This window comes from Armatimonadota bacterium, assembly GCA_016125185.1.
Classification (GTDB): domain Bacteria; phylum Armatimonadota; class Fimbriimonadia; order Fimbriimonadales; family Fimbriimonadaceae; genus Fimbriimonas.
Genome location: WGMG01000006.1, coordinates 507327 through 530677, shown reverse-complemented (window position 1 = coordinate 530677; position 23351 = coordinate 507327). Strand labels below are relative to the sequence as shown.

20 protein-coding genes and 1 tRNA gene are annotated in these 23351 nt (G+C 56.0%); 15 read left to right on the top strand and 6 right to left on the bottom strand.

Translation table 11 applies throughout. The annotated features are described in order from the left end of the window. Window positions 1–3: 3 nt before the first annotated feature. The 4 genes from GC165_10310 (at window position 4) to GC165_10295 (ending at window position 5035) form a co-directional block, all read left to right on the top strand. A complete protein-coding gene (locus GC165_10310; GenBank protein ID MBI1333260.1) occupies window positions 4–1326 on the top strand; it encodes a hypothetical protein in 1323 nt (440 codons plus the stop codon). Window positions 1327–1371: 45 nt separating this feature from the next. Continuing rightward, window positions 1372–2457, top strand: a complete 1086-nt coding sequence (hppD, locus tag GC165_10305) for a 4-hydroxyphenylpyruvate dioxygenase (protein MBI1333259.1) — start codon at window positions 1372–1374, stop codon at window positions 2455–2457. 59 nt (window positions 2458–2516) lie between these two features. Continuing rightward, window positions 2517–4427 (top strand): thioredoxin fold domain-containing protein, encoded by a 1911-nt coding sequence (locus GC165_10300; protein ID MBI1333258.1) that lies wholly within the window; start codon window positions 2517–2519, stop codon window positions 4425–4427. Window positions 4428–4585: 158 nt separating this feature from the next. After that, window positions 4586–5035 (top strand): transposase, encoded by a 450-nt coding sequence (locus tag GC165_10295; GenBank protein ID MBI1333257.1) that lies wholly within the window; start codon window positions 4586–4588, stop codon window positions 5033–5035. A gap of 513 nt (window positions 5036–5548) precedes the next feature. Here GC165_10295 and pheS read toward each other — a convergent pair. Further along, window positions 5549–6574 carry a phenylalanine--tRNA ligase subunit alpha gene (gene pheS / locus GC165_10290; GenBank protein MBI1333256.1) on the bottom strand — a complete coding sequence of 342 codons (1026 nt, stop codon included), beginning with the start codon at window positions 6572–6574 and terminating at the stop codon, window positions 5549–5551. Between the two features lie 71 nt (window positions 6575–6645). On the opposite strand from pheS, the gene GC165_10285 reads away from it, so the two are divergent. Further along, on the top strand, window positions 6646–8256 hold the full coding sequence (locus tag GC165_10285; protein ID MBI1333255.1) for a choice-of-anchor B family protein: 1611 nt from the start codon (window positions 6646–6648) through the stop codon (window positions 8254–8256). Here the strand turns inward: GC165_10285 and GC165_10280 are convergent. Further along, the gene (locus tag GC165_10280; protein MBI1333254.1) at window positions 8253–9332 is read right to left on the bottom strand and encodes a hypothetical protein; all 1080 of its coding nucleotides are present in this window, start codon (window positions 9330–9332) and stop codon (window positions 8253–8255) included. The two genes, GC165_10285 and GC165_10280, sit on opposite strands and share 4 nt — an antisense overlap. On the opposite strand from GC165_10280, the gene GC165_10275 reads away from it, so the two are divergent. The 8 genes from GC165_10275 to GC165_10240 all read left to right on the top strand — a co-directional run bounded on the left by GC165_10275 (window position 9303) and on the right by GC165_10240 (window position 18429). After that, the gene (locus GC165_10275; GenBank protein MBI1333253.1) at window positions 9303–10022 is read left to right on the top strand and encodes a redoxin domain-containing protein; all 720 of its coding nucleotides are present in this window, start codon (window positions 9303–9305) and stop codon (window positions 10020–10022) included. The genes GC165_10280 and GC165_10275 overlap by 30 nt on opposite strands. 98 nt (window positions 10023–10120) lie before the next feature. Beyond that, window positions 10121–11002 carry a sulfurtransferase gene (locus tag GC165_10270; GenBank protein MBI1333252.1) on the top strand — a complete coding sequence of 294 codons (882 nt, stop codon included), beginning with the start codon at window positions 10121–10123 and terminating at the stop codon, window positions 11000–11002. 1 nt (window position 11003) lies between these two features. After that, window positions 11004–11426, top strand: a complete 423-nt coding sequence (locus GC165_10265; protein ID MBI1333251.1) for a hypothetical protein — start codon at window positions 11004–11006, stop codon at window positions 11424–11426. A gap of 8 nt (window positions 11427–11434) precedes the next feature. After that, entirely contained in the window at window positions 11435–12514 is a 1080-nt protein-coding gene (locus GC165_10260) for a histidine kinase (GenBank protein MBI1333250.1), read from the top strand. A gap of 93 nt (window positions 12515–12607) precedes the next feature. After that, window positions 12608–13732: a hypothetical protein gene (locus GC165_10255; GenBank protein MBI1333249.1), complete on the top strand. Its 1125-nt coding sequence runs from the start codon at window positions 12608–12610 to the stop codon at window positions 13730–13732. A gap of 2 nt (window positions 13733–13734) precedes the next feature. Then, entirely contained in the window at window positions 13735–14850 is a 1116-nt protein-coding gene (locus GC165_10250; protein ID MBI1333248.1) for an ATP-binding protein, read from the top strand. A 59-nt stretch (window positions 14851–14909) separates the two neighbouring features. Then, on the top strand, window positions 14910–16034 hold the full coding sequence (locus GC165_10245; protein ID MBI1333247.1) for an ATP-binding protein: 1125 nt from the start codon (window positions 14910–14912) through the stop codon (window positions 16032–16034). A 205-nt stretch (window positions 16035–16239) separates the two neighbouring features. Next, window positions 16240–18429: a prolyl oligopeptidase family serine peptidase gene (locus GC165_10240; protein MBI1333246.1), complete on the top strand. Its 2190-nt coding sequence runs from the start codon at window positions 16240–16242 to the stop codon at window positions 18427–18429. Window positions 18430–18708: 279 nt separating this feature from the next. On the opposite strand, the gene GC165_10235 is transcribed toward GC165_10240, so the two are convergent. Next, the gene (locus GC165_10235) at window positions 18709–18999 is read right to left on the bottom strand and encodes a CD225/dispanin family protein (GenBank protein MBI1333245.1); all 291 of its coding nucleotides are present in this window, start codon (window positions 18997–18999) and stop codon (window positions 18709–18711) included. A 733-nt stretch (window positions 19000–19732) separates the two neighbouring features. Here GC165_10235 and GC165_10230 point away from each other — a divergent pair. After that, window positions 19733–20425, top strand: coding sequence for a PEP-CTERM sorting domain-containing protein (locus GC165_10230; GenBank protein ID MBI1333244.1), 693 nt, complete (start codon window positions 19733–19735; stop codon window positions 20423–20425). A 55-nt stretch (window positions 20426–20480) separates the two neighbouring features. Here GC165_10230 and GC165_10225 read toward each other — a convergent pair whose 3' ends face one another. Next, entirely contained in the window at window positions 20481–20969 is a 489-nt protein-coding gene (locus GC165_10225; protein ID MBI1333243.1) for a hypothetical protein, read from the bottom strand. Window positions 20970–21216: 247 nt separating this feature from the next. On the opposite strand from GC165_10225, the gene GC165_10220 reads away from it, so the two are divergent. Next, window positions 21217–21483: a hypothetical protein gene (locus GC165_10220; protein MBI1333242.1), complete on the top strand. Its 267-nt coding sequence runs from the start codon at window positions 21217–21219 to the stop codon at window positions 21481–21483. A 30-nt stretch (window positions 21484–21513) separates the two neighbouring features. On the opposite strand, the gene GC165_10215 is transcribed toward GC165_10220, so the two are convergent. Both GC165_10215 and GC165_10210 read right to left on the bottom strand, forming a co-directional pair. Continuing rightward, the gene (locus tag GC165_10215) at window positions 21514–22998 is read right to left on the bottom strand and encodes an AAA family ATPase (protein ID MBI1333241.1); all 1485 of its coding nucleotides are present in this window, start codon (window positions 22996–22998) and stop codon (window positions 21514–21516) included. Between the two features lie 261 nt (window positions 22999–23259). Continuing rightward, a tRNA-Arg gene (locus tag GC165_10210) sits at window positions 23260–23335 on the bottom strand. Window positions 23336–23351 lie beyond the last annotated feature (16 nt).

Below are 23351 nucleotides of genomic sequence, written 5' to 3'. Positions count from 1 at the left end.
AGAATGTCAGGCCAGCCAGGCAGTCAGAGAATCGCCCCTACAGGGGGTGAGCGTCGTACGCTCTCCATCATGTTCACCGACGTGGCCGGCTTTAGCAAGCACAGCGCCATCGACGAGCAGCGCACGCTTCGTGCGCTCAACCGTGATTTCGACATCATCTACCGTCAGGTAGCCGCCCACGGTGGCCAGGTGCTGAACACTATGGGCGACGGCATGATGATCGTCTTCAACAGCGCCACTTCGTGCATGCAGTGCGCGCTTGCCATCCAGGGCGACCTGCACCGTCAATGCCTCAGCCGACCAATCGACGGCGTACTTCAGCATCGTATCGGGGTTCATGTTGGCGATATCATCCTCAACGGCAAGAATACGATGGGCGACGGCGTCAACCAAGCTTCACGTATCGAAACGCTTGCCCGTCCAGACTCAATCGCCATGTCCCGCGAGTTCCACGATATGGTGAAGGACAAGGTTCGTTTTTCGGCGAAATACCTCGGCCCAAGGCGAGCACGAAACATTCCCGAAGCGATTCCGATTTTCGAAATTCCGCCGATCGACGATGCGATCCGTCAGCAGGTCGCCGACTCGCTATTTGTCGCGCCTAACATCGACGCAGTCGATGGTGCGACTGGTCGTCGCGGAGCGCTTTTCCTTATCGCCGCCGTCATCCTCATCTTCGCAGCCGCCTCGCCGATCTTTCTTCTACGAGCCGCGCAAAAGTCCGCCGACGAGCAGGCCCGCCGCGACGGCCGAGGATTCGTGATGGGCAAGGCTGATGGCGAAGTAGCCAAGGACATCCGTCAGAGGCTCGGATTTAAGGACGGCAATAACGCCCCCGTAGCCAATAACCAGGCAGCAAACGACCCCGCGAACAACAACGCTCCGTCGGACTCGATTTCCCTCACTCCCGACCAGATTTCCGACATCGCCGCCAAGACCAATGCCTACGATTACGCGGGCGTCGCCGCCGAGATTCAGGCTTCACCGGGAGCCACTTCGACCCAAGGCATGGTGATGATCAAGAAGTACGAAAACCTGGTGCAGTTCAAGCAGTGGTTGAGCAACTTCGTGCTGACGACGAGCGAGGCGAGCCCGATCCAAGCCAACATCGATGGACAACCCGCCCAGGTGTATTCAATCCAGGATGGTATCGCCATCGTTCAGAACAATCAGTTGTCGTCGCACCGACTGTGGGACCTCAAACCGGCGACGGTCGAGTCGATCGCCAAGGGCGCCTCGCAGATGCCCACTGACTCGGCAACGTACGCGCCCGAATTGACGAGTTGGATTGGGACTTTCCGAGAAGTCCACGGTCTGGACCAGTAACCGTACCGGCTGGCAAGTACAATAAGGGAAAAGGACACTGCGACGATGCAAGATACATTTCCCATTCGCAAGGTTGACCATATCCGGCACTATGTTGGCAACGCTCGACAATCGGCGTACTACTACCAACACGTCTTTGGCTTCAGCATCACCGGCTACCACGGTCTGGAAACCGGCTTAAAGCACGAGGTGGACTACCTGTTGGAGCAGAACGACGTTCGGCTCCTGTTGACCGCCCCTGTCCGACCCGGGCATGCCATCGCCGAAGCGCTGGCCATACACGGTGACTTCGTTCAGGACATTGCATTTGAAGTCGACGACGTCGATTGGTCGTTCCACGAGGCGGTTCGCCGCGGAGCGAAACCAGCCCGCGAGCCGTTTTCGCTTAAGAACGATGAAGGCGAGGTTCGCCTTGCGTCGATCCATATTTACGGCGACACGATCCACACCTTCATCAACCGCGACAACTTCCGGGGCCACTTCCTTCCCGGATTCAAGAAGCGAAACGAACCCGGCGACGACATCGGCATCATCGAGATCGACCACTGCGTGGGCAACGTCGAGCTTGGCCAAATGAACGTTTGGGTGAAGTGGTACGAGGACGTGCTTGGGTTCAAAAACCTCATCAGCTTCGACGACAATGACATTTCAACCGAATACACGTCGCTGATGTCGAAGGTCATGGCCTCTGGCAACGGGCGGGTGAAGTTCCCGATCAACGAACCAGCCCAGGGCAAGAAGAAGAGCCAGATCGACGAATACATCGAGTTCTTTGGTGGCGCGGGCGTCCAGCACGTCGCGCTCCGCACGGACGACATCGTCTACACAGTCAGCCGGTTACGGGCTCGGGGAATCGAGTTCCTGCGCGTACCGAAGACGTACTACGACATGCTCCCCGACCGGGTGGGTGAGATCGACGAGGACATCGAGGTGTTGGCCGAGCTTGGCATCTTGGTGGACCGTGACGACGAGGGCTACCTGCTCCAGATCTTCACCAAGCCGATCACCGACCGGCCGACGCTGTTTTACGAAATCATCAACCGCAAGGGCGCGACTAGCTTCGGCAAAGGCAACTTCAAGGCTCTCTTCGAGTCGATCGAGCGCGAGCAAGCCGTCCGCGGCACCCTCTAACAAAATTCAGGAGAGTTCAATGGAACTCTCCTGACCCCTTCATACTTAGTAATACGAGAATGCGAAAAGTCCTGACGATTGTCTTGCTGGTGATGCTGTCTGCCCTTGGATGGGCCAACGGCGAGGTCAAATGGACGGTCACGCAGATCGAAGGAAGCACCGCTCCTGGCGCGAAAGCCGACGTGAAGCTGGAAGCCGAAATCAAGTCTGGCTGGCATCTGTATTCGGTACTAGACCAGACCAAGCCCGATGGCAACGGTCCCTTTCCAACTCTGTTCGAAGGGGCCGATCTGACGGTCGGCGCGCCGGAAGCGATCGTCGAACAGCCGCTGATTCGCGAGAAGGACAAGGGCTTCAAGAAGGACATCAACTTTTTCCGCGATAAAGCGACGTTCTGGGTTCCGGTCACGATTGGCCCGAAGGGTATCGCCAACGCCTCGATTACGGTTACATATCAGGTCTGCAACAACGGAATCTGCATCCCGCCCCAGCCTTCGACGCTGGCGCTGAAGGACGTTCCGGTGGTGGCGACAACCACCATGCCCGCCAAGTCGCCCGATCCGGTTTCGGCTTCGGAGGAGAAGACGCCTCCGCCTTCCTCAACGGGAGGGACTACCATCAAGAATGGGCCAGTTGGAGAAAAGGGAAAGCTTGAAGACGCCGAAAAGGGGGGCTTGCTCGTCTACCTTTGGGTGGCGATTCTGGCTGGTTTCACCGCCCTCCTCACGCCGTGCGTTTTCCCGATGATTCCCATCACCGTCAGCTTCTTTAGCAAGCAGAAGAAGGAAGGCTCGGGCATCAAACCAGCCCTGCTCTACTGCGCGGGCATCATCGGAACCTTTACGGTTCTCGGCATGGTGGTGTCGATCCTTTTCGGTGCGACCGGCCTTACCCAACTCGCGAATAATCCATGGGTGAACCTGTTGCTGGCGACGATCTTCATCGTACTGGCGCTGTCGTTATTTGGCGTTTTCGAGCTTGGCCTGCCATCGAAGTTCGTCAATAAGTTCGATTCGAGCGGCAAATCGGAGCTCCTCGCTCCGGTGCTGATGGGACTCACCTTCAGCCTCACCTCTTTCACCTGCACCTTGCCGTTCGTTGGTGCGGTGCTGGTCGGCGCGGCCAACGGCAAGTATTTCTATCCGATCGTGGGCATGCTCGGGTTCTCGACCGCATTCTGCCTTCCCTTCTTCCTGCTGGCCCTGTTCCCTCAGGCGCTGGCCAAGCTTCCCAAATCGGGTGCCTGGATGGTGACGGTGAAGGCGTACATGGGCTTTATCGAGCTGATCGCAGCGGTGAAATTCCTCAGTACGTTCGATCTCAGCTTTGAGTGGGGCCTGATCACTCGCGAAATGAACCTTGCGCTGTGGTTCCTGCTCCTCGTCTTTGCCGCCGCATACCTTTTCGGCTGGATTCGCTTGCCGAAGGTTCACGATGGCAAGATCGGCCCGCTTCGCCTCGCGTTTGGCGTTGGCACCCTTCTTCTGGCCCTATGGATCGGTAAGGCGTTCAACGGCGGCACCCTTGGTCAGCTCGAAGGCTACTTGCCTCCGTCGCCGTACCCAGGAACGTCGCAGGTCGGCAAAACCTGGAATCGCGACTTTGTGGAGGACTACGACGCAGCTCTGGCAAAGGCGAAAGAGAACGGCAAGCCGATCTTCATCGACTTTACCGGCCAATTCTGCACCAACTGTCGGGTGATGGAGAACACCATCTTCCCTTCGCCGCAGGTGCAGAAGGAGTTCGAGAAGTTCAACAAGGTCTCGCTTTACACCGACCGAATCAAGAACCCCAAGTACGCTGAATCCGACACCAAGAACTCGAACCTGCAGCAGAAACTGGTGCAGACGGTCACCCTTCCGACGTACGTGGTTGTGTCTCCGGACGGTAGCACGGTTGTCGGTTCCACGCCGTTCCTGGACGATGTGGAAGGTTTCACCAAGTGGCTCTCGGATCACGCGGGGAGCTGATTCTCGCGGAGCCTTGAATCTCTAGCGTGAATCCGTACCCATTACGATCCAAAGGGCCGAAGGTCCGTTCCAAATTAGCCCAGTCCGCCAGGGCTGGGTACCGGGTGCTCAAAGAACCAAGGTCGGAAGGATGGTTCTAATCTGGTTAAACTTCGAGGATGCCGCAATCTCTATCGCAGGTTCTTGTTCACCTGGTTTACAGCACCAAAGTTCGAACGCCTTCGATCACTCCAGAACTGCAACCACGCCTCCACGCTTACCTTTCGACGGTTCTGGCCAACGATGGACATGTGCCTATCATCGTTGGCGGTCATACCGACCATGTTCACATGCATTTCGGCCTTTCAAGAACGGCCACGATCGCCAGCGCTGTGTCCGCGACAAAGACCTCTAGTTCAAGATGGATGAAGGAGGAGTTCAGCATTGCAGATTTCGCATGGCAACACGGCTACGGTGTATTCAGCGTGTCCCCAGGAGACCAGCAATCGACAGTCGCATACATCGCCAATCAAGAAACTCACCACCAAGTGTTTTCGTTTCAAGATGAATATCGACGCTTGTTGGTCGAATTTGGAATTACGTTCGACGAACGCTATGTTTGGGATTGAGGCGGTCCTTCAGACCGCTTTTCTAACGATAACCTTTACCCAGCCCTGGCGGACTGGGCTAACTTGGGTCGCCCCGTTGGGGCTCGTGGGCTTTGGGATTCCTGATGCTTCAACCAAGATGCTCGGACTGACGACACTATCCTATTCCCGAACGCTTTTCGGACCGAGAGGGCGAAAACCTGCGTCGCGGTGTCACCAACCAAAGGGCCTAAGGTTCGTTCCGAAAGTTAGCCTGGTCCATCACTTGGACCGCCTCGTTGAGGCTTGTGGGATTTTGGATCCACGATGTTGCCATCAAGGTGCTCGAACTGACGATACTTCCTGTTCCCGAACGCTTTCGGACTGAGAGGGCGGAAATTTGCGCCGTTCTGTCACCAACCAAAGGGCCGAAGGTCCGTTCCAAGTTAGCCCAGTCCGCCAGGGCTGGGTTCGAATCGACCAAAAATAGGCGGTCTGAAGGACCGCGCCAACTTAAGGGCCTTTACGGTCAAACGAAGAGCCATGGCCATGAACCTAAAGCTCGACCGGTTCAGCCTTAAACTGCTCCAGGAACCGCAGATCGTTCTCCAAGAAGTGCCGCAGGTCGTCCACGCCGTACGACATCATCGGGATTCGCTCGACCCCAAGGCCAAACGCAAAACCCGAGTACCGCTCGGTATCGATGCCGTAGTTCTCCAAAATATTCGGATGGATCAGCCCCGCGCCGCCAAGCTCGACCCAGCGGCCGTTGAACAGCTTTGGCGTTGAGATCGCATAGTCCACTCCCGGCTCGACAAACGGGAAGAAGTCGGGTCGGAAGCGGACGGTGACGTCTTTGCCGAACATCTGCCGCGCAAAGATGCCCAGCGTGCCTTTCAGGTTCGCCATCGACACCTTTTCGTCGACCATGAAGCAGTCCACCTGGTGGAAAGTGTGGCTGTGGGTTCGGTCCACGGCTTCGTTTCGGAACGTTCGTCCGACCGTGAACACACGCAGAGGCAACGTGCGCTTTCCGTCGCGAACTTCCTCGAACACGCGCCCCTGTAGGTCCGTACATTGGGTGCGGAGCAGGTAGTCGTCGTCGATGTAGAACGTGTCCTGATCGTCCATCGCCGGATGGTCCGGCGGGTAGTTCAGGGCATCGAAATTGTATTTGACATGCTCCAATTCCGGGCTCTCGAGGTACTCGAAGCCTAGCGAGCCGAGGACCCGCTTGATCTTGTTCGTGGTCTGCTGAAGGATGTGCTCGTAGCCGACGCGCGTGACCCGAGCAGGCATCGTGACGTCGATCCGCTCATTCTCAAACTGAGCCACGAGTTCGCCAACCCGAAGCGCCTCTTCCCTCTCCGTCAGAGCTTCGTCAACCGTCTGCTTGGCGGCATTGACCGCCTGGCCGAATGCCTTCTTATCGCCCTGGTAAGAGCCGATCTCGCGGAGCTTGCCAGAAATCAAACCGTTGTTGCCCAAAAACTTGATCTTCAGGTCCTTGAGTTCAGCCGTCGAGGCGGCACTTTTCACCTCGGCGAGAGCCTGATCCTGGAGAACGATGATTTCCTGCATAAGCACTCTAAGTTGTACCTAAACCCAGTATTGACCTTTCCTGCCAAACCCCTTAAAATGCGGGCACTGCTATGTCGTTACGTTCACTTTTGCGCACCGGCGCCGCTGCGTTATCGGTAGGGCTCTCCGCATTTTCCCTTTCCCAGGCCGGCAACCTCAACGTCACCAAGATCAAACAGATCACGCTTTCGACCTTCGGTTCCAGCGCCGGAAACGATTGCTGGGGCTATGTTTCGCCGTCAGGCCGCGAGTACGCCCTGATGGGTTTGAACAACAAAGTCGCGTTCGTCGAGATCACCAATCCCGCCTCGCCGACGATCGTCGCCACTATCCCCCATTCCAGCAGTACCTGGTGCGACATCAAGGTGTACGGCCACTATGCTTACGACGTCACCGAGACGTCGGGCACCGGCATCCAGGTCATCGACATGGGACAGATCGACTCCGGCGTGGTTACGCTGGTCAAGACCATCATGTCGCCAGGGCGAAGCCATAACCTAGTCCTGAACCCTGCCAGCGGCTACCTTTACACCGTGGGCTCGCGAGAAGGCACCGGCACCACCACGTGCTTCAGTCTTGCCGACCCCGCCAATCCGGTTCAGGTCGGTGTCGCCTCACTCACCACCGACTATCAACACGACGCTAACGTCGTGACCTACACGTCGGGTCCATATGCGGGCCATGAAATCTGGTTCGGCTGCAGCGAAGGCCGCGGCGTCGACGTGTACGACATGACCGACAAGAATGCGCCGGTCATGCTCAAGCGCATCACCTACCCGTCGATGGGCTACTGTCACCAAGCTTGGCTCAGTGCCGACCGAAAGTATCTTTATGTGGACGACGAACTGGACGAAATGAATAGCGGCGGGACGATCAACACTCGCTCACTGATCTTCAACGTCGAGGACATCGCTCACGCGTCATACGTCACGTCGTTCACGTCGGGCCTTCCTTCAATCGACCACAACCAGTACGTCACCGACGGCTTCACGTTCCAAGCGAACTACCGCAGCGGGCTCCGCATCTTCGACCTTGCGGGCAACCCGGAAGCGCCGGTTCAAGTTGGCTACTATGACACCTATCCCAGCAGTGACGACGACAACTTCAGCGGCGCTTGGAGCAACTATCCATTCTTCCCCAGCGGCACCGTCATCGTCAGCGACATTAACACCGGTCTCTACATCTTGGACGTGACCGAGGCAACCACACGCAACGTGGTCCCGGGCGCGATGACCTTCCCGACCAATGCGCGGGTGATCGGTTCGGTATCCGACCTCGCCGCCAGCGATAGCTCGTGGGTGACCATCAACCGCATCAACCCTCTGCGACAAACCGCCAACCCGTTCGTCATGACGGTAACAGGCACCGCCTACGATACGTCTCCGAACAAGATTCGCCTCACCGTGCAGGCAACCGCTAGCGGCAAACTCAAATCCACCACGCCGAACATCACTCAGCATGTTCGCATGTTCGACTGGGTTGCCAATGCCTATGTCGAGGTCGATTCTCGGCTCGTCAGCTCGGTGGAGAATCCGTACGAGATCACGGTTCCGGGCGATCCTAGTCGCTACGTCAACCCGACGGATCGACAGGTGAAAGCTCAGATGGAGTGGACCACGACGGCGACAGTTGGACTTCAGGCCACGACGATCAACCAGTTCAACTTCCGCATCACCCGTTAGTTTTCGAAGAGGTAGTGCATGCGGCACACCTCGTCGGAAACGCCAGGGCCGCCTTTGATCGGAACGATCGGGCGGCCTTCGTTCATTCGGCAGTTCTCGTCGTTGTTGTAGTAGAACTGCGCGGTGAGGCTCGCACCTTTCTCCACCTTGATCGGGGTCGGGAACATGAAGTTGCCCAGCCAGTACGGGTCCCAGCGGGTGGATTCGAACACCGTCTTTCGTGGCTGGCCAGGCTTGTCGTAGAACAGTTCGACCCGTCCAGCAAAGAACCGGGCTTCCGGCAGAATCGAGATCAGCCTCGCATCCTTCTCGATGTCCAGCTTCAGCTCGATGATGGGCGAGCTGTTGGCGTCGATCAGGAGTGGAGACCGCTCGATGTCCACCCAGGCGGGGTGGCCATTGGCGGCACGGTCACGACGCAGGAATTCGATGCGAAAGCCGATCGAGTCGCCTCGCCCCGTCGGGCTGTAATGAGCCTGGATCGCCAGCTTGGAACCCGACAGGGCTTTCATCGTTTGCCCTTCGGGCAGTCGCCATTCTCGGTAACCCGCCGCCCAAACGCCGATCAGTTGGTGGCCGGGAATGTCCATGCTTCCGAAGGTCTCCTTGGGGAGCTTGGCGTCGGAGGGCACCATGGCGAGGGTGGCGGAATGGAGAGATCGTGGACTATCGGGAACGATTCGGAAGCCGTCGAAATCCTTCAGGTTCTTGGGTAGATCGACGGTGTGCACCATCCAGTAAGGCGTCCCCTCGGTGCGAAGCTTCTCGGTCGGCTCAACCTGTACAATCGCCACCGGCTTTTCGGTCGTCGCCGGGCTGGTTTCGTCCACCGGCGCCGAGCCCTTGGGCATTCCTTTTCGTACCCACTCCTGGAAGTCGACGATGTCCTGATCAGTGACGGCTTCAACCGAGGCAAGCTGACCGTAGTCCGAGTGTGACCAAACGGGTGGCATGTTCCGCGAGAGCAGTTGGGTGCGGATGAGTTCCGGGCGAACCGAGATGCCTTCATACTTCGAAAAGTCGAACGGGCCGACTTTAGCCGCCCCATGGCACGGCAGGCACTTGGCGCGAAACATCGGTTCGATGCGGTTGGCGTAGGTGACCTCTTCGCGCTTGGGAGCGAGGCCAAAAGCCAGCGGCAATGCGGCAAATCCCAGTATCGACAACCCCTTCATGACGCCTTCGTCCCTTCCCATAGATTCTACAACACGTTACAATGGAGCATGCTTTCCAGTTTCTTGCTTGGCCTCATCGTCGGACAACTGCCGAGAAACCCGCTCAAATTAACGGGAGGAATCGACCTCCAGGCGAAAGCGGCTGCGGTTCCCTACAGCCGCTCGAAAGCTAGCGTTCTCTTCTTTATTGCGACCGATTGCCCGATCGCAAACCGCTACGCTCCCGAGATCGGCCGCATTGCGAAGGACTATGCCACCAAGGGTGTCCGATGCTACCGCGTGTACGTACTGGATAAGTCTCATGTCGCCGAGGTTGCCCAGCACGGCAAGGACTATAGCCTTCCTATGACCGCGATTCTGGACCCCAAGCGGAGCCTGGTCAAAGAAACCGGCGTGACGGTCACACCCGAAGTTGCAGTGGTGAACAAGCTGGGCATGATGATTTATCGAGGTCGAATCGACGATCAAAACGTCGAGCATGGCGTGATTCGCCCTGGCTATCGCCACGACCTCCGCATCGCGCTGGACGAGTACCTATCAGGCAAGCCGATCTCCATGCCCGTCACCACCGCTATTGGCTGTTTCCTGTAATACGTAAATTCCTGATAAAAAATACGTGGTAGATTCCCAACGATCTGTGGAACGATTCGCCCGTAAGCCTAAATTTGTCTCCTAAAAAATAGGGGTTAATGGGACTTGCAGAGGTTTTCTTGGAGCAATATCGACATCCCCATTTCCCCGACGTCTTGGCAACCACGTCTGAGCTTGAAGCCCTTCTGGGGTCGGATGTCGTCGTGGTCGAAGTCGACGTCGATCCGGTGGCCTACGACCACGGGCACGTGCCCGGCGCTCGCCAATGGGACTGGGCGATGGACCTTCGCGACCCCGCCACTGAAGAAGTTATTGATGAAGCCGGTTTCCGAGTCCTGATGGAGCGAACCGGCATCGGTAACGGCACGCCGGTCGTTCTCTACGGCGACAACAATGGGTGGTTTGCCTGCTGGGCTTACTGGATCATGAAGTCGTACGGACATAACGATGTCCGGATCCTCGATGGCGGAGCCAACAAATGGCTGGCCGAGCGACGACCGCTTACGACCGACGCCCCAAGCTTTGTGCCAACGTCTTATGAGGTGCAGCAAGCCGATCACGATTACCAGGCCACTTCGACCGACGTGATGAAAGCCATGTTGGCACCCGATTCAAGCCGCATCCTCGATGTGCGCTCCAAGGCCGAATATCGCGGCGAACTTCTCGGCCCCGGCGTGGGAATGCCGGAAACCTGCGCGGTCGGCGGGCACATCCCTACCGCGCTCAACGTGCCTTGGGACCTTAATTGCGGAGCCGATGGGTCGTTCAAATCGCCCGAAGAATTGAAGGCTCTCTACGCTCAATACGGCGTCTCTGGCGAACAGTCGATCATCACCTATTGCGCGATCGGCGAGCGCGCCAGCCTGAGTTGGTTCGTTCTCCACGAACTGCTGGGCTATGAGGCGAAGAACTACGATCGCTCAATGTCTTATTGGAGCCGACTGCCAAATGCTCCGGTCGTCGAAGGGGAGGCGGCCTGACATGCAAAACGAAATCTACAAGGAGCAGATGGTGAAGGTTTCCGATTGGAACCTGAACGTGCTCACCTATTCCGTAGGGCGAGACTACGTCTGCATCGTCTCCAACCTCGATCCCAGTGCGACGCTTTGCCGGGCCAAAGCTCGAACCGAGGAGAATGCGGTCCAGCAAGCTTTGGAGATCGCAGCCGAGCGACTCCAGACCCACCAGCGCCACGAGGTTCGACACATTCTCAACTCCGGTGCCGAGCTGGCAAAAATCGTTCATGAGGACGGAAACCGGGAGTTCACCCCACAAGAATTTCAGGCCCTCGACCACGACGAGCGAGCCGAGATGTTCCTCTCCGGCAAGCTTCAATTCTTCGATTCAAACGGTCACATCATCGGATCGGGCGAAGCTGTTCGACTTCTCTTGAGCCTCATCTAGGAGCCACTATGCACGACTTCGCGGCGGAGAACGAAGGGCTAAAACACCGAATCTGCGAATTGGAGCAAGAACTCCAGCGTCACGCCGCCGGAACTCATCACGAGCATATCCGGGCCAAGGCCGCGGCCAATGTCCTCTCGACCAACTCCGCAATCCAAAAGCTGGTGGCCAAGAAAACCGAAGAACTTCGGGAACGTCAGGCCGAGTTGGATTCAATTGGAAAGATGCTCGAGGTTGCCCAGTGCGAACTGTATCAAGCCCAGAAAATGGAGTCTCTGGGAAGGCTATCGGCAGGTTTGGCTCACGAAATCAACACGCCTATCCAGTTCGTTAGCGACAGCCTGTTCTTTCTGGAGCAAGGTCTGACCGACCTTCTCGACCTGGTTGAACGACTGACGGAAACCGCATCGGAAGCGGAAGCCGGGGCCCGCCAGGAGCAGGTGGGAACGGCTCGCGAAGAGCTCGACTACGAGTACCTTCGCGAACAGCTTCCGGCCTCGCTAAAGCGAGCCGGGGAGGGCATCGCCCGCGTCACCGAAATCGTTCGATCTATGAAGTCGTTCTCACATCCCGACCGCACGACCATGACCATGGCAGATGTCAACGAGGGTCTCAGAAGCACGCTCGCAATCAGCAAGAACGAGTACAAATATGTCGCCGATGTTGTGACTCGATACGGAGAAATCCCCAAGATTCGCTGCCTCGCCGGCGAACTCAATCAGGCCTTTCTCAATATCGTAGTCAACGCCGCCCACGCCATTACTGAAGCGCAGTCCAGCGACAACATCCGCGGAACCATTACCGTTGAAACTCGAACCCAGGATGAGAACGTCGTGATCGAGATTTCAGATACCGGTACCGGAATCCCAACCGAGGTTCAGGCAAGGATTTTCGACGATTTCTTTACCACCAAGCCGGTGGGCAAAGGAACTGGGCAGGGGCTCTCGCTCGCCAAGAAGGTCATTCAGAAGATGCACGGGGGAACGATCTGCTTTCGAACCAGGCAGGGTCAAGGCACCACCTTTACCATTACGCTCCCGATCGCTCAGACATCGACGACAGACGAACGCCTTCGTTCGGCAGCTTAGGGCCAAATCTTTAGGCTTCGTCCTAAATTTGGATGACTCAATTCTTATACGTAATGTTTTATCAATGTAAGACCTAAGATATGGATACGGGGTATGAAAACTTCTAATATTTCGCCGCTTCAAATTCGAAGCGGATGTTCGCAGTCCAATGATGCTGCGACTGCAGTTCGGGAGCTATACGAAGCGCTTCATCAGGAAGACGTGGAACTAACCATGTTCTTCTGTTCTTCCAACTACAATCTTGCCGAAATCGAGGCCGAGGTCAATCGGTTGTTCCCTGGTAAGGTGGTCGGCTGTACAACCGCTGGCGAAATTGGGCCAAGCGGGTTTACAAACTCGAGCATTACGGGAATGAGCTTCTCTGGGGATGTCCGAGCCGATCTTTATGCGATTGATCTGCAAGATTGCTCGGGCGAAGCCCACCGAATTGGACAAGCGATCGCCGATAAGCCAAAAAGTAGCGATGCAGAACGGAGCTTTGCCGTCCTGCTCGTCGATGGCCTGTCGCTGTCCGAAGAACACCTGGTCGCAGCGTTGTACCAAGAGCTGGGCGAGGTTCCGATTATTGGAGGTTCGGCCGGAGACGACTTAAAGTTTGAAAAGACCTACGTCTTCTCTGATGGCAAGTTTCAGAGTGGTATGGCGGTCTTCACCACCATCGCCACCCATCACGCCTTTCAGACCGTGAAGTTCCAACACTTTGAGCCAACGCCGAATCCGCTGGTTGTGACCGCTTCGGATCCTGCAATTCGAGTCGTGAAGGAGATCAACGGATTGCCCGCGGCCGAGGTCTATGCCGCCGAACTGGGCGTATCCGTCGAGGACTTCAATTCCACGCTTTTCGCTAGCCATCCGCTCATCCTCGAATTGAGTGGTGAGGTTTATGTGCGCTCGATCCAATCGGCGAATGCAGATGGATCGCTGACCCTCTTCTGCGCGATCGAAGACGGCGTCATCCTCTCCGTAGGTCGAGCTCTCGACCCGATGGAAACAGCCCGAAAGGCATTCGACAAGGTTGCGGCTCAGATCGGCCGTCCCCAGTTGACGATCGGAAGCAGTTGCATTCTGCGCCGACTGGAGTTCAACGAAAAGAACATCAATGGGCCAATGAGCGAAATCTACTTGATGAACAACGTCGTCGGCTTTAACACCTATGGCGAACAGTGGGACGCGGTCCACGTCAACCAGACATTCACAGGAATCGCCATCGGAGCCTAGTCATGGACCAAGTATCGACACCCACGACCGAGATCGAAGCGCTGAAGGCTCGGGTGACTGAGCTTGAGCAACAGCTTGCGTCCAAAGACAAAACACTGACCGTCCTCGTCGACCGCTTCCGTAAGGAGCAAGCCGAAGGCACCAGCGCGTTCCAAACTTTGGCCACCAACACGACGCTGAAGCACATCGTCACCAAGAAGACGCACGAACTAGAGGAACGAAATATGGAATTGGAAAACGCCCATGCAGCGCTTAGCATGGCGCAGTCCGAACTCCTCCAGGCCCAAAAGCTGGAGTCCATCGGTCGTCTGGCCTCGGGCGTCGCCCACGAGATCAACACGCCGGTTCAGTTTGTCGGCGATAGCATCCACTTTCTGGCCGAAAGCATCGATGACATCCTCTCGCTGATGTCCGAGCTCCTCGTCGTCATGAACGACATCGCCAACGGGCAGATGTCGATTCAGATGGTCGAGGCAACGGTCGAGACCCTGTGCGAAAAATACGACTACGAGTACCTGACGCAGAATATTCCTAAATCGGTGAAGCGGTCGGCCGATGGCCTTGCGCGCGTCGCCGAGATCGTGCAGTCGATGAAAGCGTTTGCCCATCCCGACCAGAAAACAATGTCGGCGGTCGACATCAACAGCGGCCTTGCGACCACGCTGACCGTGGCGAAGAACGAGTACAAATACGTCGCCAACGTTGAGACCGAATTCGGCGAGATTCCGTTCGTGCAAGGGTATCTCGGCGAGATGAATCAGGTCTTTTTGAACCTGATCATCAACGCCTCTCATGCCATCGAAGACGTCCACAAGAAGACCGGCGAGCAGGGCAAGATCACCCTTCGCACCCGGCGAGACGGAAGCAGTGTCGTGGTCGAAATCTCCGATACCGGTTCAGGAATCCCACTCGAAATCCGCAATCAAATCTTCGATCCCTTCTTTACGACCAAAGAGGTCGGCAAGGGCACCGGCCAAGGCTTGGCGCTTGCTCATAAGGTGGTCACGCAGATGCACGGTGGCGAGATCTGGTTCGAAAGCGAACTGGGCAAGGGTACGACGTTCTTCCTCCGTTTCCCCGTCGAGCAGACCGGCATCGTCCATCAGACGGCGGCCTAGGAAAACTGCAAGAAGCTAAGTTTTTATCACAGATAAGCCGATATAAATAGTACCTATTTATGGGACAACTTGATCCCGTAGTGAACCTTACAGGGCAGAAAATGAGCGAATTTGAGTCTTCGTACCAAAAGGAGATCCAGGCAAAGGCCGACCTTCTCGATCGGCTGATTGAGAAGATCTACCGACAGGAAGCCGAGGCGACCCACGATGATATCACCATCGCGCTCAACCGCATGGTCGAGTGCAAGTCGCGTGAGCTTTCGGAGCGAACGCGAGAGCTTGAGAAGGTCTATTCGGCCCTCAATCTGGCCCAATCCGAGCTCTTGCAGGCGCAGAAGATGGAAGCCATCGGACGCCTGACCGCCGGCGTGGCCCATGAAATCAATACGCCGGTTCAGTTCGTTGGCGACAGCGTTTGCTTCGTGCAAGAAGGCGTGCAGGACCTGCTTTGCCTGATGGGTGAACTCAACGCCCTGATGGACCATGGAACCGAGCATCTTTCGCCGAAGTGCCAAGAGGCGATGGCGACCATTCGCCACCTCAAGGACCAATACGACTTGCCGTACCTGGCCGAACAACTTCCCCGCGCGCTGGAACGCGCCGTCGAAGGCCTCGGCCGTATCCGCGAGATCGTCGCGTCGATGAAGGCGTTCAGCTATCCTGACCAGAAGGCGATGGCACCTTACGATCTCGTCGCCGCTCTCAAAATGGCGCTCTCGCTGTCCAAAAACGAATACAAGTACTTCGCCAGCGTCGAAACCGAATTCAACCCGATTCCGGTCGTGGAGTGCCACAGCGGTGAGATCAACCAAGTGTTTTTGAACCTGATTGTGAACGCGGCGCATGCCGTCGAAGAAGTGACGACCTGCACCGGCGAAATGGGCCGTATCGTGGTTCGCACGCGTCGCGACGAGAGCGACGTGGTGGTCGAGATTTCCGACACCGGAGGCGGTATTCCGAAGGACATTCAGAGCAAGATTTTCGCGCCATTCTTTACCACCAAAGAGATCGGCAAAGGCACCGGCCAAGGGCTCGCGATCTCTCGCCAGGTGGTCGAAGAGACGCATAACGGCTCGCTGACCTTCGAGAGCGAAGTGGGGAAAGGCACGACATTTTTTATTCGATTGCCAATCCGTCAACCCGACTGTTCGGTCCCGCGAGTCTTGGTGGATGAGGCGGCGTGAGCTGTTAGCTTCAAGCTACTAGCTACAAGCCGCAAGCGGTGCCGAGGGCACAGAGCGCTGAGCACAGAGCACTGAGCACAGAGAGCAGAGAGCAGAGAGCAGAAGGCAGAAATCTGAGCGCCACCCGCTAGAAGCTAGAAGCTGGAGGCTAGAAGCTGATCCCAAACCAAAGTACGCGGTAAGCTCTGCGCCAGACTTCATTGCTATGATCAAGCTCTCTTCCCGTGCGAAAACAGCCTTAGCGCTCGTCTTCGCCTCTGCCACACTCTTCGCCCAAGACCTACCGCAATCCGACCTTAGCATCGAGCGGCTGAACTCCTATCCCCTCGTCCAAGGACGATCACCCTCAGCACCGGCCATGTCCCACGAGGGCGGAAAGATCGCCTTCGGATGGAACCTCACCGGCGACCGAAAGCTGGACCTCTACGTCACCGATTTTCCCAACGGCAAGCCCAAACGCATCGTCGAAGCTGCCTCGATCAAGGACCTGCCGCGACAAGACGACAGCCGCACCGACCTGGAAAAGAAGGAAGCCGAGTTGTACGACGGCGGCATTGGCGGGGCCGAATGGTCACCCGACGACAAAGAGCTGATGTTCAGCTACAAGGGCCGCGTCTGGCTGGTTAGCCCGGACGGCTCCAACCTGCGAACCATTTTCGATGGCGCATCTGGCATCGGTGCGATCAAGTACACCGAGGACGGCAAGTCGATGAGCTACAGCAACGGCCAAAACGTCTTCCTACGCGACCGCAAGACCGGCGTCACCAAACAGCTCACCTTCATCTCCAAAGCCAACACGTCCATCGACGACTACCAGTTCTCGCCCGACGGCAAATGGATCGTGGTGCAGTGGAGCGACAGCTCGAAGACTGGCAACTACCAGATGATGGACTTCAGCAAGGATCGCGCCACCGTGGTGCCGATCAAGCGCGACTGGAACGGCGATCTCTCGCAGGACAACCAAATCGGCATCGTCTCGGCCGACGGCGGCCTCATCAAGTTCGTGGCCGATATCCCGCATTACAGTTGGATCAAGAACGTCACCTGGTCGCCCGACAGCAAGAAGGTCGAGGTCGGCTGGTTCAAGGACGACTTTAAGGAGTACACCATCGCGGTGGTGGACCCCACGACGGCAGTTAAGAAGGACGTGTACCACGAGGTCGCCCCTCGCTACACCCTCAACGACTGGCGCGACGCGACGTGGAGCCGCGATTCCAAGCGAATCCTGTTCGGCACCGACATCCACGACAACCATTTCATCAACCGCTCTGTGTTCTCGATGAACGCCGATGGCTCGGACATCCAGCCGGTGTACATGAAGCTCCACGACGTGGGCGGCTTTATGCGACCTAAGGACAGCGATCGCCTGATCCTGGTGACCGCAGCCCGAAGCCCGCTCACCACCGAGATTCGCGTGCTGGAGCCCAACGGCAAGGAGACCGTGCACGTGGTGATGAAGGACGGCTATTCGACGCCAAAGGCCTTCAACTGGGCCGAACTGCCGCTGATCAGCGACGACGGCAAGAAGATGGCCACCCTCGCCAGCGAGCGCAAGCTGAACCCTGAGCTGTACGCGGTCGAGCCGGTCGAAAAGCGCCTGACCGAGAGCCAGACGGCCGACTACAAAAAGGTTCAATGGGCCGACATCAAAGAAGTGACCTTCAAGTCGCCCGACGGGCGCGAGATCCACGGCCTGATGTACACCAAGCCGGGCCTCGATATGACCAAGAAGCATCCCGCGCTCCTCAGCAACATCTACGCCGATTCGGGCAAGGCGGCGTGGGCCGGGTTCATGGAAAACTACGCGGCGATGAACCTGGATATGGTCGTGCTGTCGGTCGATTTCCGATCAAGCTGGGGCTACGACGGCGACTTCAACGCCAGCTACTACCGAAGCATGGGCATCGTGGACGCCGACGAGGCGGTCTCGGCCAAGAACTTCCTGGCCAGCCTGCCGTACGTTCGCGGCGACCGAGTGGGAATCTGGGGTTGGAGCTATGGCGGCTTCCTCACCTGCATGACCATGCTGACCAAGCCGGGCGAGTTCTATGCCGGCGTAGCGGTGGCCAGCGTGACGGACTGGAAGAGCTACAACGAGTGGTACACCCGCCGACGCCTCGGCCTGGTGAAGGACGACAAGGAGTGGTTCGACAAGTGCTCGCCGATCACGTATGCCGATGGCCTGAAGGGCAATCTCCTGCTGGTGCACGGCATTCTGGACGACAACGTGCTGTTCCAGGACACGGCGCGCCTGGTCCAGCGAATGATCGATGCGGGCAAGCACCCGGACATCATGTTCTACCCGCGCGACAACCACTCGATCGGGAAGGATACGTCGCGTCCGCACGTGATGGCGACGATCATGCGGTACTTGTATAACAAGCTGAATCAGTAGGGTTTAGCTTCTAGCCTCTAGCCTCTAGCCTCAAGCGGTTTTGTTTGTAGCTTGGGGCTTTTTGGTTTTTGCTTTGTGGCCTTCTGGCTTCTGTGCTCTCCGCACTGTGCTCTCCGCACTCTGCACTGCTCTCTGCCCAAGCCTATTAGCCACGCTACGCCCCTGAAGGGGAGTCGGTGAGCAGACCGTAGGCGAACCGGAGGGGGGTGACGGATTCAGGAAAGATGAACCCCATTCTGCTTTCCGTGCACTCTGCACAGCTTGCGGCTAGGAGCTCCCTCACCGATACGTCGAATGCCCCGACGAGGCGGCAAGGCCAACCAAAAGCAGATAGCCAAAGATGTACACCACCACGAGGCCGATCGACCAATTCGCCCAGATGTCCGCTTTGCGAGCAGTGTCGAGCGCCATCTGATGGTCGCCGCGACGCGCGTGTCCATCCACCTGCGAGGCGTACACGATCGCCACGATTCCGAGCGGCAGGCAACAGAAAAACGTCGAGAGAATCGCTTTGACGAGGTGGTTCTCAACCGGGATGTACGGCCGGTTGTACGCCTGTCCGTAACCCATCGGCGGCGGTGCGTGGGCCGGTGGTGCGATAAAGCCGGGAACGCCGGTGATCCGCATTTGCCGCCCGGTGCCTTGCTCTTCGACCATCGTGAACGAGTTGACGCGGTTTTGGTTCGCCCACTCGTTGAGAACCTTTGCCGACGCAGGGCCGAATTTCTCCCCTTCTGGACCAATCACATAATAGTCAGGCACTTTCGCCCCATCCCCACCAAGAAACCATCATCGAAATCGGATTATACAGGAATGGGAGTGCGGCGAAGGAAGCCTTCTGGCTTCTGCCTTCTGCGCTCAATGCACTCTGCACTTTGCACTCCGCACTCGGCACTGCTCCCTGCTCTCTGCTCTCTGCCTTCTAACGGCACAAGGAGCAACGAAGCCAGGAAACGAAGTTTTGGGTAGAGTCGCAAATGGAGATCAGCTAGCGATTCAAACAAACTGCCCTCTCCCCCAAACGAAAGAATCTTCGGTTATTCAGCAATGGCGGAACAACTACCTCGCCTTGGCGTCAAAGGATCAAAAGTAACCTCACATTGGGGCGATATCTTAAGCGATACAATAAGGCAATTTGCCTTAAGTATTGCTATGCCTATATAATATACTAACTCATTACATAGACTAATCTTCGTAGGATAGATGTCAGATTCTCAGTAATTTATTTCATTTGTCAGCTAGAGCGCTTTATACAGTAAATTCAAGTGATACGATTCAATTGTTTATCTCTTCGATAAGCGGAATGGTTATGAAGAAACTTGCAATTATCGCTTGCCTTGGCCTCTCGATTGGGGCACAAGCTCAGACCGTCTTTTACGGCGGCGACTGGGATGGCGCGAGCGCACTCGTCGCTGAAATCAATTCTATCTTCCCTGAAAGCTACTACAACTCGGTCGTTTACGACGACTTTACGGTCACGACGGAAACCCGCATAGACGGAGTCTTCGGCAACTTTTTCACAATCGGGAATCCCACGCTTTCCCACACCCTTTACTGGGAAATCCGGAAAGGGATTACCCCACACGACGGAGGAACTGTTGTTCACGACGGAACTGTCAGTAACGCAACAGTGACGTCCAATGGAGACATTATCGATGGCAGCAATCCTGGCTACTTATACGATAGCGATGTGGATTCTTTCGTTCTGGAACCAGGGACCTATTTCCTTGGTCTAGCGGTCGACCATCCAACATCGTGGTACTTCGTAGCGACGACATCGGGCGACAACGGAATTGGCAGCCCATTAGCGAATGGAAATTCCTTCTGGACCTCGGCCGAAAATGGAGCCTTCTTTAATTCGGTCGGGACCGATTTCGACGGAAGGTACGACTTTTCTATGGGCTTGCGAGGATCGCCTGTACCGGAGCCTGCATCGTTCGCCGCGCTTGGGCTGGGCATTCTCTCGCTTGGCCGCCGCCGAAAGAAGAAGCATTAGTTCTTCATGGCCCTCCAACAGGAGGGCCGACTTGCCTTATCGCAATCGGTTGGAGCTAATGCATCTGCCCTGTCGCGACGCCGACGATCACAAACAAGATCCCGCACACCACCATAGCCACAAAGATCCCGATCGAAATGTTGGCCAGCAAGTTGGCTCTCCTCGATGCGGTCTCGGCGCTCACATAGTCGCCCCGCCGGACGTGCCCGTCGACCTGCACAGCAAAGATCGTGGCGATGATGCCGAGGATATGCACCCCAAAAAATATCGAGAGGATCGACTTGACGAGGTGGTTGTTGACCGTCCCGTACGCCCGCGGATAGGACGCCGGAGCGGGAGTCGCTGGCGGCTGCCAAGCCTGCGAAACTACGGCCGAGGGGATGAAACCCGGCACACTGGAGACCAGCATTCGGTCGCCCGTCTCGACCACTTCCACCATCGACGATTGCGAAATCCGGCCCTGGCTGGCCCACTCGGTCAGGAGGTCCTCATTCGCCGGACCGTACCGCTCTCCGCCCGATCCCCACACATAGTACATGCTCACTGGATGTCTCTTCTTTGAATACGGAGTATACAGGTCAGAGGCTTCAGGTTTCGATGTGCCTTCAGGCTTCCGCTCTCTGCTTTCTGTGCTCAATGCTCTATGCAATCGGCTCTCTGCCAACTGCCAACCGCTAACTGACACATACTATACATACGTCTACTATTTCCAGGTAAAATAGAACCATGTTACCAGCTCTTACCTATCGTCAATCCTCACTCCAACTGCTCTTGCGCAGTACCAGGAGGACGTGTGGGAGCATGTCGAATACTGCCGCGCCAAGGTCGGTCCGTGCCTCGTGCAGTTCTGCATCGAGCCGGGCCGCCTGGCCCGCGGCTACCTGCCGTTCAGGCATTGCGCCGTCACCTCACTGATGGCGTACGGGCTGGAAGAACACGAAGCCATCGAGGTTCGCAAAGCAGTGGAACAAGCCGATCTGACGAGCAAGGCGGCGGTCCTCATCGCCGACGTCGAGTTCCGAAGCGGCTTGTGTTCGTATATTAGTGTCAGGAAGTAGGGTGTTGTCAGCAGTACTTGATTGCCAGTATTAGCCCAGTTGCAAATAGTTCACAATCTTGGTTATCGCAAGCCCGAAATCTGTGCTCTCCAATTCAGACCAACTCGTGGCGAGTGCTAGCTCTCGATTCAAAGACTTCATACGCTTACTAGGAATTTTTATAGAACTAAGGCTTCCTTCTACTGGGAACACAGTGCCCGGCGGAATGTCCTTTGCGAATTTAGACATCATCGCTGTCTCTGACCAATAATTCTCAAGGGCGTACCTGGACAACTGGAAGATATGGTCTGACTGCAAAATGTCCTTATTTAGTTTCTTGAAGTCACTTCGCGCCGATTTCGCCGTTGCATTGTCTTCACCATCAAGGATCACAAATATTGTCTCAAATCTGCCGCTCAAATCTCTACATGCAAAGTGCCGCATTGCATCGCCACCCATATGCAAAATTGCGTAGTACTTTGATTTCCTCCCACTAAAATGACGATCAAGAATCGCCCGGACCGCAAGAACATCTGTCGGCCCTTCAACCAAGATCAAAACATCGGCCAGAACATTATCAATTGAAGAATATCCAAGTACATCAAGAGCGTGGTTTCTATCCTTTAGTTCCGACAATTCGATATTTTCACCTTGCCACTTGACTGCATAAAGGGAAGCAGAGTACTCCTGCCTTAGCAATATGTTCGAATGAGTTGCAAAGATATAATAGTTCCGCTTCGAATCTTTCAGATGATCGAGTATTCTTGTCAGGAGTCGTGGATGCATATTAGATTCTGGTTCATCAACAAGAATAAAGGCACCATCGCAAAAAGTGTCTAACGCAAGGAGGAGAATTGCCTGCTTAATGCCATGCCCCATCTGATCGAGGTTTTGTTGTTTTTCGCCGCTCGACAGGACTACTCGGCAAATCATATTTTCTTTATTCTCGATGCCACCAAGAATATCATCTATTTCACACACTTGGCTGACCGTCGCACGAAATCGCTCAACGGACTTGTAATCCCCCTCCTGTATTTCGTTCAAGGCATCATAAAGACGTTCAGTAACAAAAATGGCATTCTCACTTACTGGTCGCCGTGAATTGTGTATCGTTTCCGTGAATACTGGACGCCTATTACTGGAAATCATGTACCAATTTGCTCCTTCGCAGAATGCCAATCCCAGCGCGCCTCTCACGACGTCCGCTATATTATCTCCCCCACTAGTAATGTTTTGAAAGAGTATTCGACCTGCCTGAATATCAAGCGTAATATCGCCTGTCGAACTGCGAGATTGCTGTTCATAATTGGTTAAACATGATGAGACAAGGTTCTTGGCATACTGATCATTAATTAATGGATCAAGTGCTGGACGAAGAGTCGAAATTGAATGCACTACAGCCTTAGTCTCAAAGAGTAGTCTTAGCAACCTTGTCTTCCCAGAATTGTTTGGCCCAACTAAGATGGTAAATCCGTCCACGACTCGAAGCGCTTTCCGGTAAGTACCGACCTTCACGAACAGGTCCGGTGAGATCATTAGAGCATTTTAGCTCATGTACTATTCGACCACTAAGCGTAGCTAAAGGATTCTCGACGCGATTAACGACCTCTGCGAAGCTGAGAGTTAAGCGTGGAAGGTCTGAACACTGGCAAATCCCAGCTACGCCCTCCTCCGTGCTGGGACTTCGGCGGACAAGCAGACGTCTTTACCAGTGCCACGACTGATTCTGAAGCCAGAAGCCAGAAAGCTGAAAGCAGAAGGCTAAAAGCTAGAAGCTAATAGCTAGAAGCTGAGCAATGGCACGCCCGACTGGACTCGAACCAGCGACCCACTGCTTAGAAGGCAGTTGCTCTATCCACTGAGCTACGGGCGCGAACGGTTCAGTGTAC

What these genes read in the sequence shown, in the direction of transcription:
- GC165_10310 (MBI1333260.1), top strand. Translation starts at nt 4, where the DNA reads ATGTCAGGCCAGCCAGGCAGTCAGAGAATCGCCCCTACAGGGGGTGAG.
- hppD (MBI1333259.1), top strand. Translation starts at nt 1,372, where the DNA reads ATGCAAGATACATTTCCCATTCGCAAGGTTGACCATATCCGGCACTAT.
- GC165_10300 (MBI1333258.1), top strand. Translation starts at nt 2,517, where the DNA reads ATGCGAAAAGTCCTGACGATTGTCTTGCTGGTGATGCTGTCTGCCCTT.
- GC165_10295 (MBI1333257.1), top strand. Translation starts at nt 4,586, where the DNA reads ATGCCGCAATCTCTATCGCAGGTTCTTGTTCACCTGGTTTACAGCACC.
- pheS (MBI1333256.1), bottom strand. Translation starts at nt 6,574, where the DNA reads ATGCAGGAAATCATCGTTCTCCAGGATCAGGCTCTCGCCGAGGTGAAA.
- GC165_10285 (MBI1333255.1), top strand. Translation starts at nt 6,646, where the DNA reads ATGTCGTTACGTTCACTTTTGCGCACCGGCGCCGCTGCGTTATCGGTA.
- GC165_10275 (MBI1333253.1), top strand. Translation starts at nt 9,303, where the DNA reads ATGGCACGGCAGGCACTTGGCGCGAAACATCGGTTCGATGCGGTTGGC.
- GC165_10280 (MBI1333254.1), bottom strand. Translation starts at nt 9,332, where the DNA reads ATGTTTCGCGCCAAGTGCCTGCCGTGCCATGGGGCGGCTAAAGTCGGC.
- GC165_10270 (MBI1333252.1), top strand. Translation starts at nt 10,121, where the DNA reads ATGGGACTTGCAGAGGTTTTCTTGGAGCAATATCGACATCCCCATTTC.
- GC165_10265 (MBI1333251.1), top strand. Translation starts at nt 11,004, where the DNA reads ATGCAAAACGAAATCTACAAGGAGCAGATGGTGAAGGTTTCCGATTGG.
- GC165_10260 (MBI1333250.1), top strand. Translation starts at nt 11,435, where the DNA reads ATGCACGACTTCGCGGCGGAGAACGAAGGGCTAAAACACCGAATCTGC.
- GC165_10255 (MBI1333249.1), top strand. Translation starts at nt 12,608, where the DNA reads ATGAAAACTTCTAATATTTCGCCGCTTCAAATTCGAAGCGGATGTTCG.
- GC165_10250 (MBI1333248.1), top strand. Translation starts at nt 13,735, where the DNA reads ATGGACCAAGTATCGACACCCACGACCGAGATCGAAGCGCTGAAGGCT.
- GC165_10245 (MBI1333247.1), top strand. Translation starts at nt 14,910, where the DNA reads ATGGGACAACTTGATCCCGTAGTGAACCTTACAGGGCAGAAAATGAGC.
- GC165_10240 (MBI1333246.1), top strand. Translation starts at nt 16,240, where the DNA reads ATGATCAAGCTCTCTTCCCGTGCGAAAACAGCCTTAGCGCTCGTCTTC.
- GC165_10235 (MBI1333245.1), bottom strand. Translation starts at nt 18,999, where the DNA reads ATGGGTTACGGACAGGCGTACAACCGGCCGTACATCCCGGTTGAGAAC.
- GC165_10230 (MBI1333244.1), top strand. Translation starts at nt 19,733, where the DNA reads ATGGTTATGAAGAAACTTGCAATTATCGCTTGCCTTGGCCTCTCGATT.
- GC165_10215 (MBI1333241.1), bottom strand. Translation starts at nt 22,998, where the DNA reads ATGATCTCACCGGACCTGTTCGTGAAGGTCGGTACTTACCGGAAAGCG.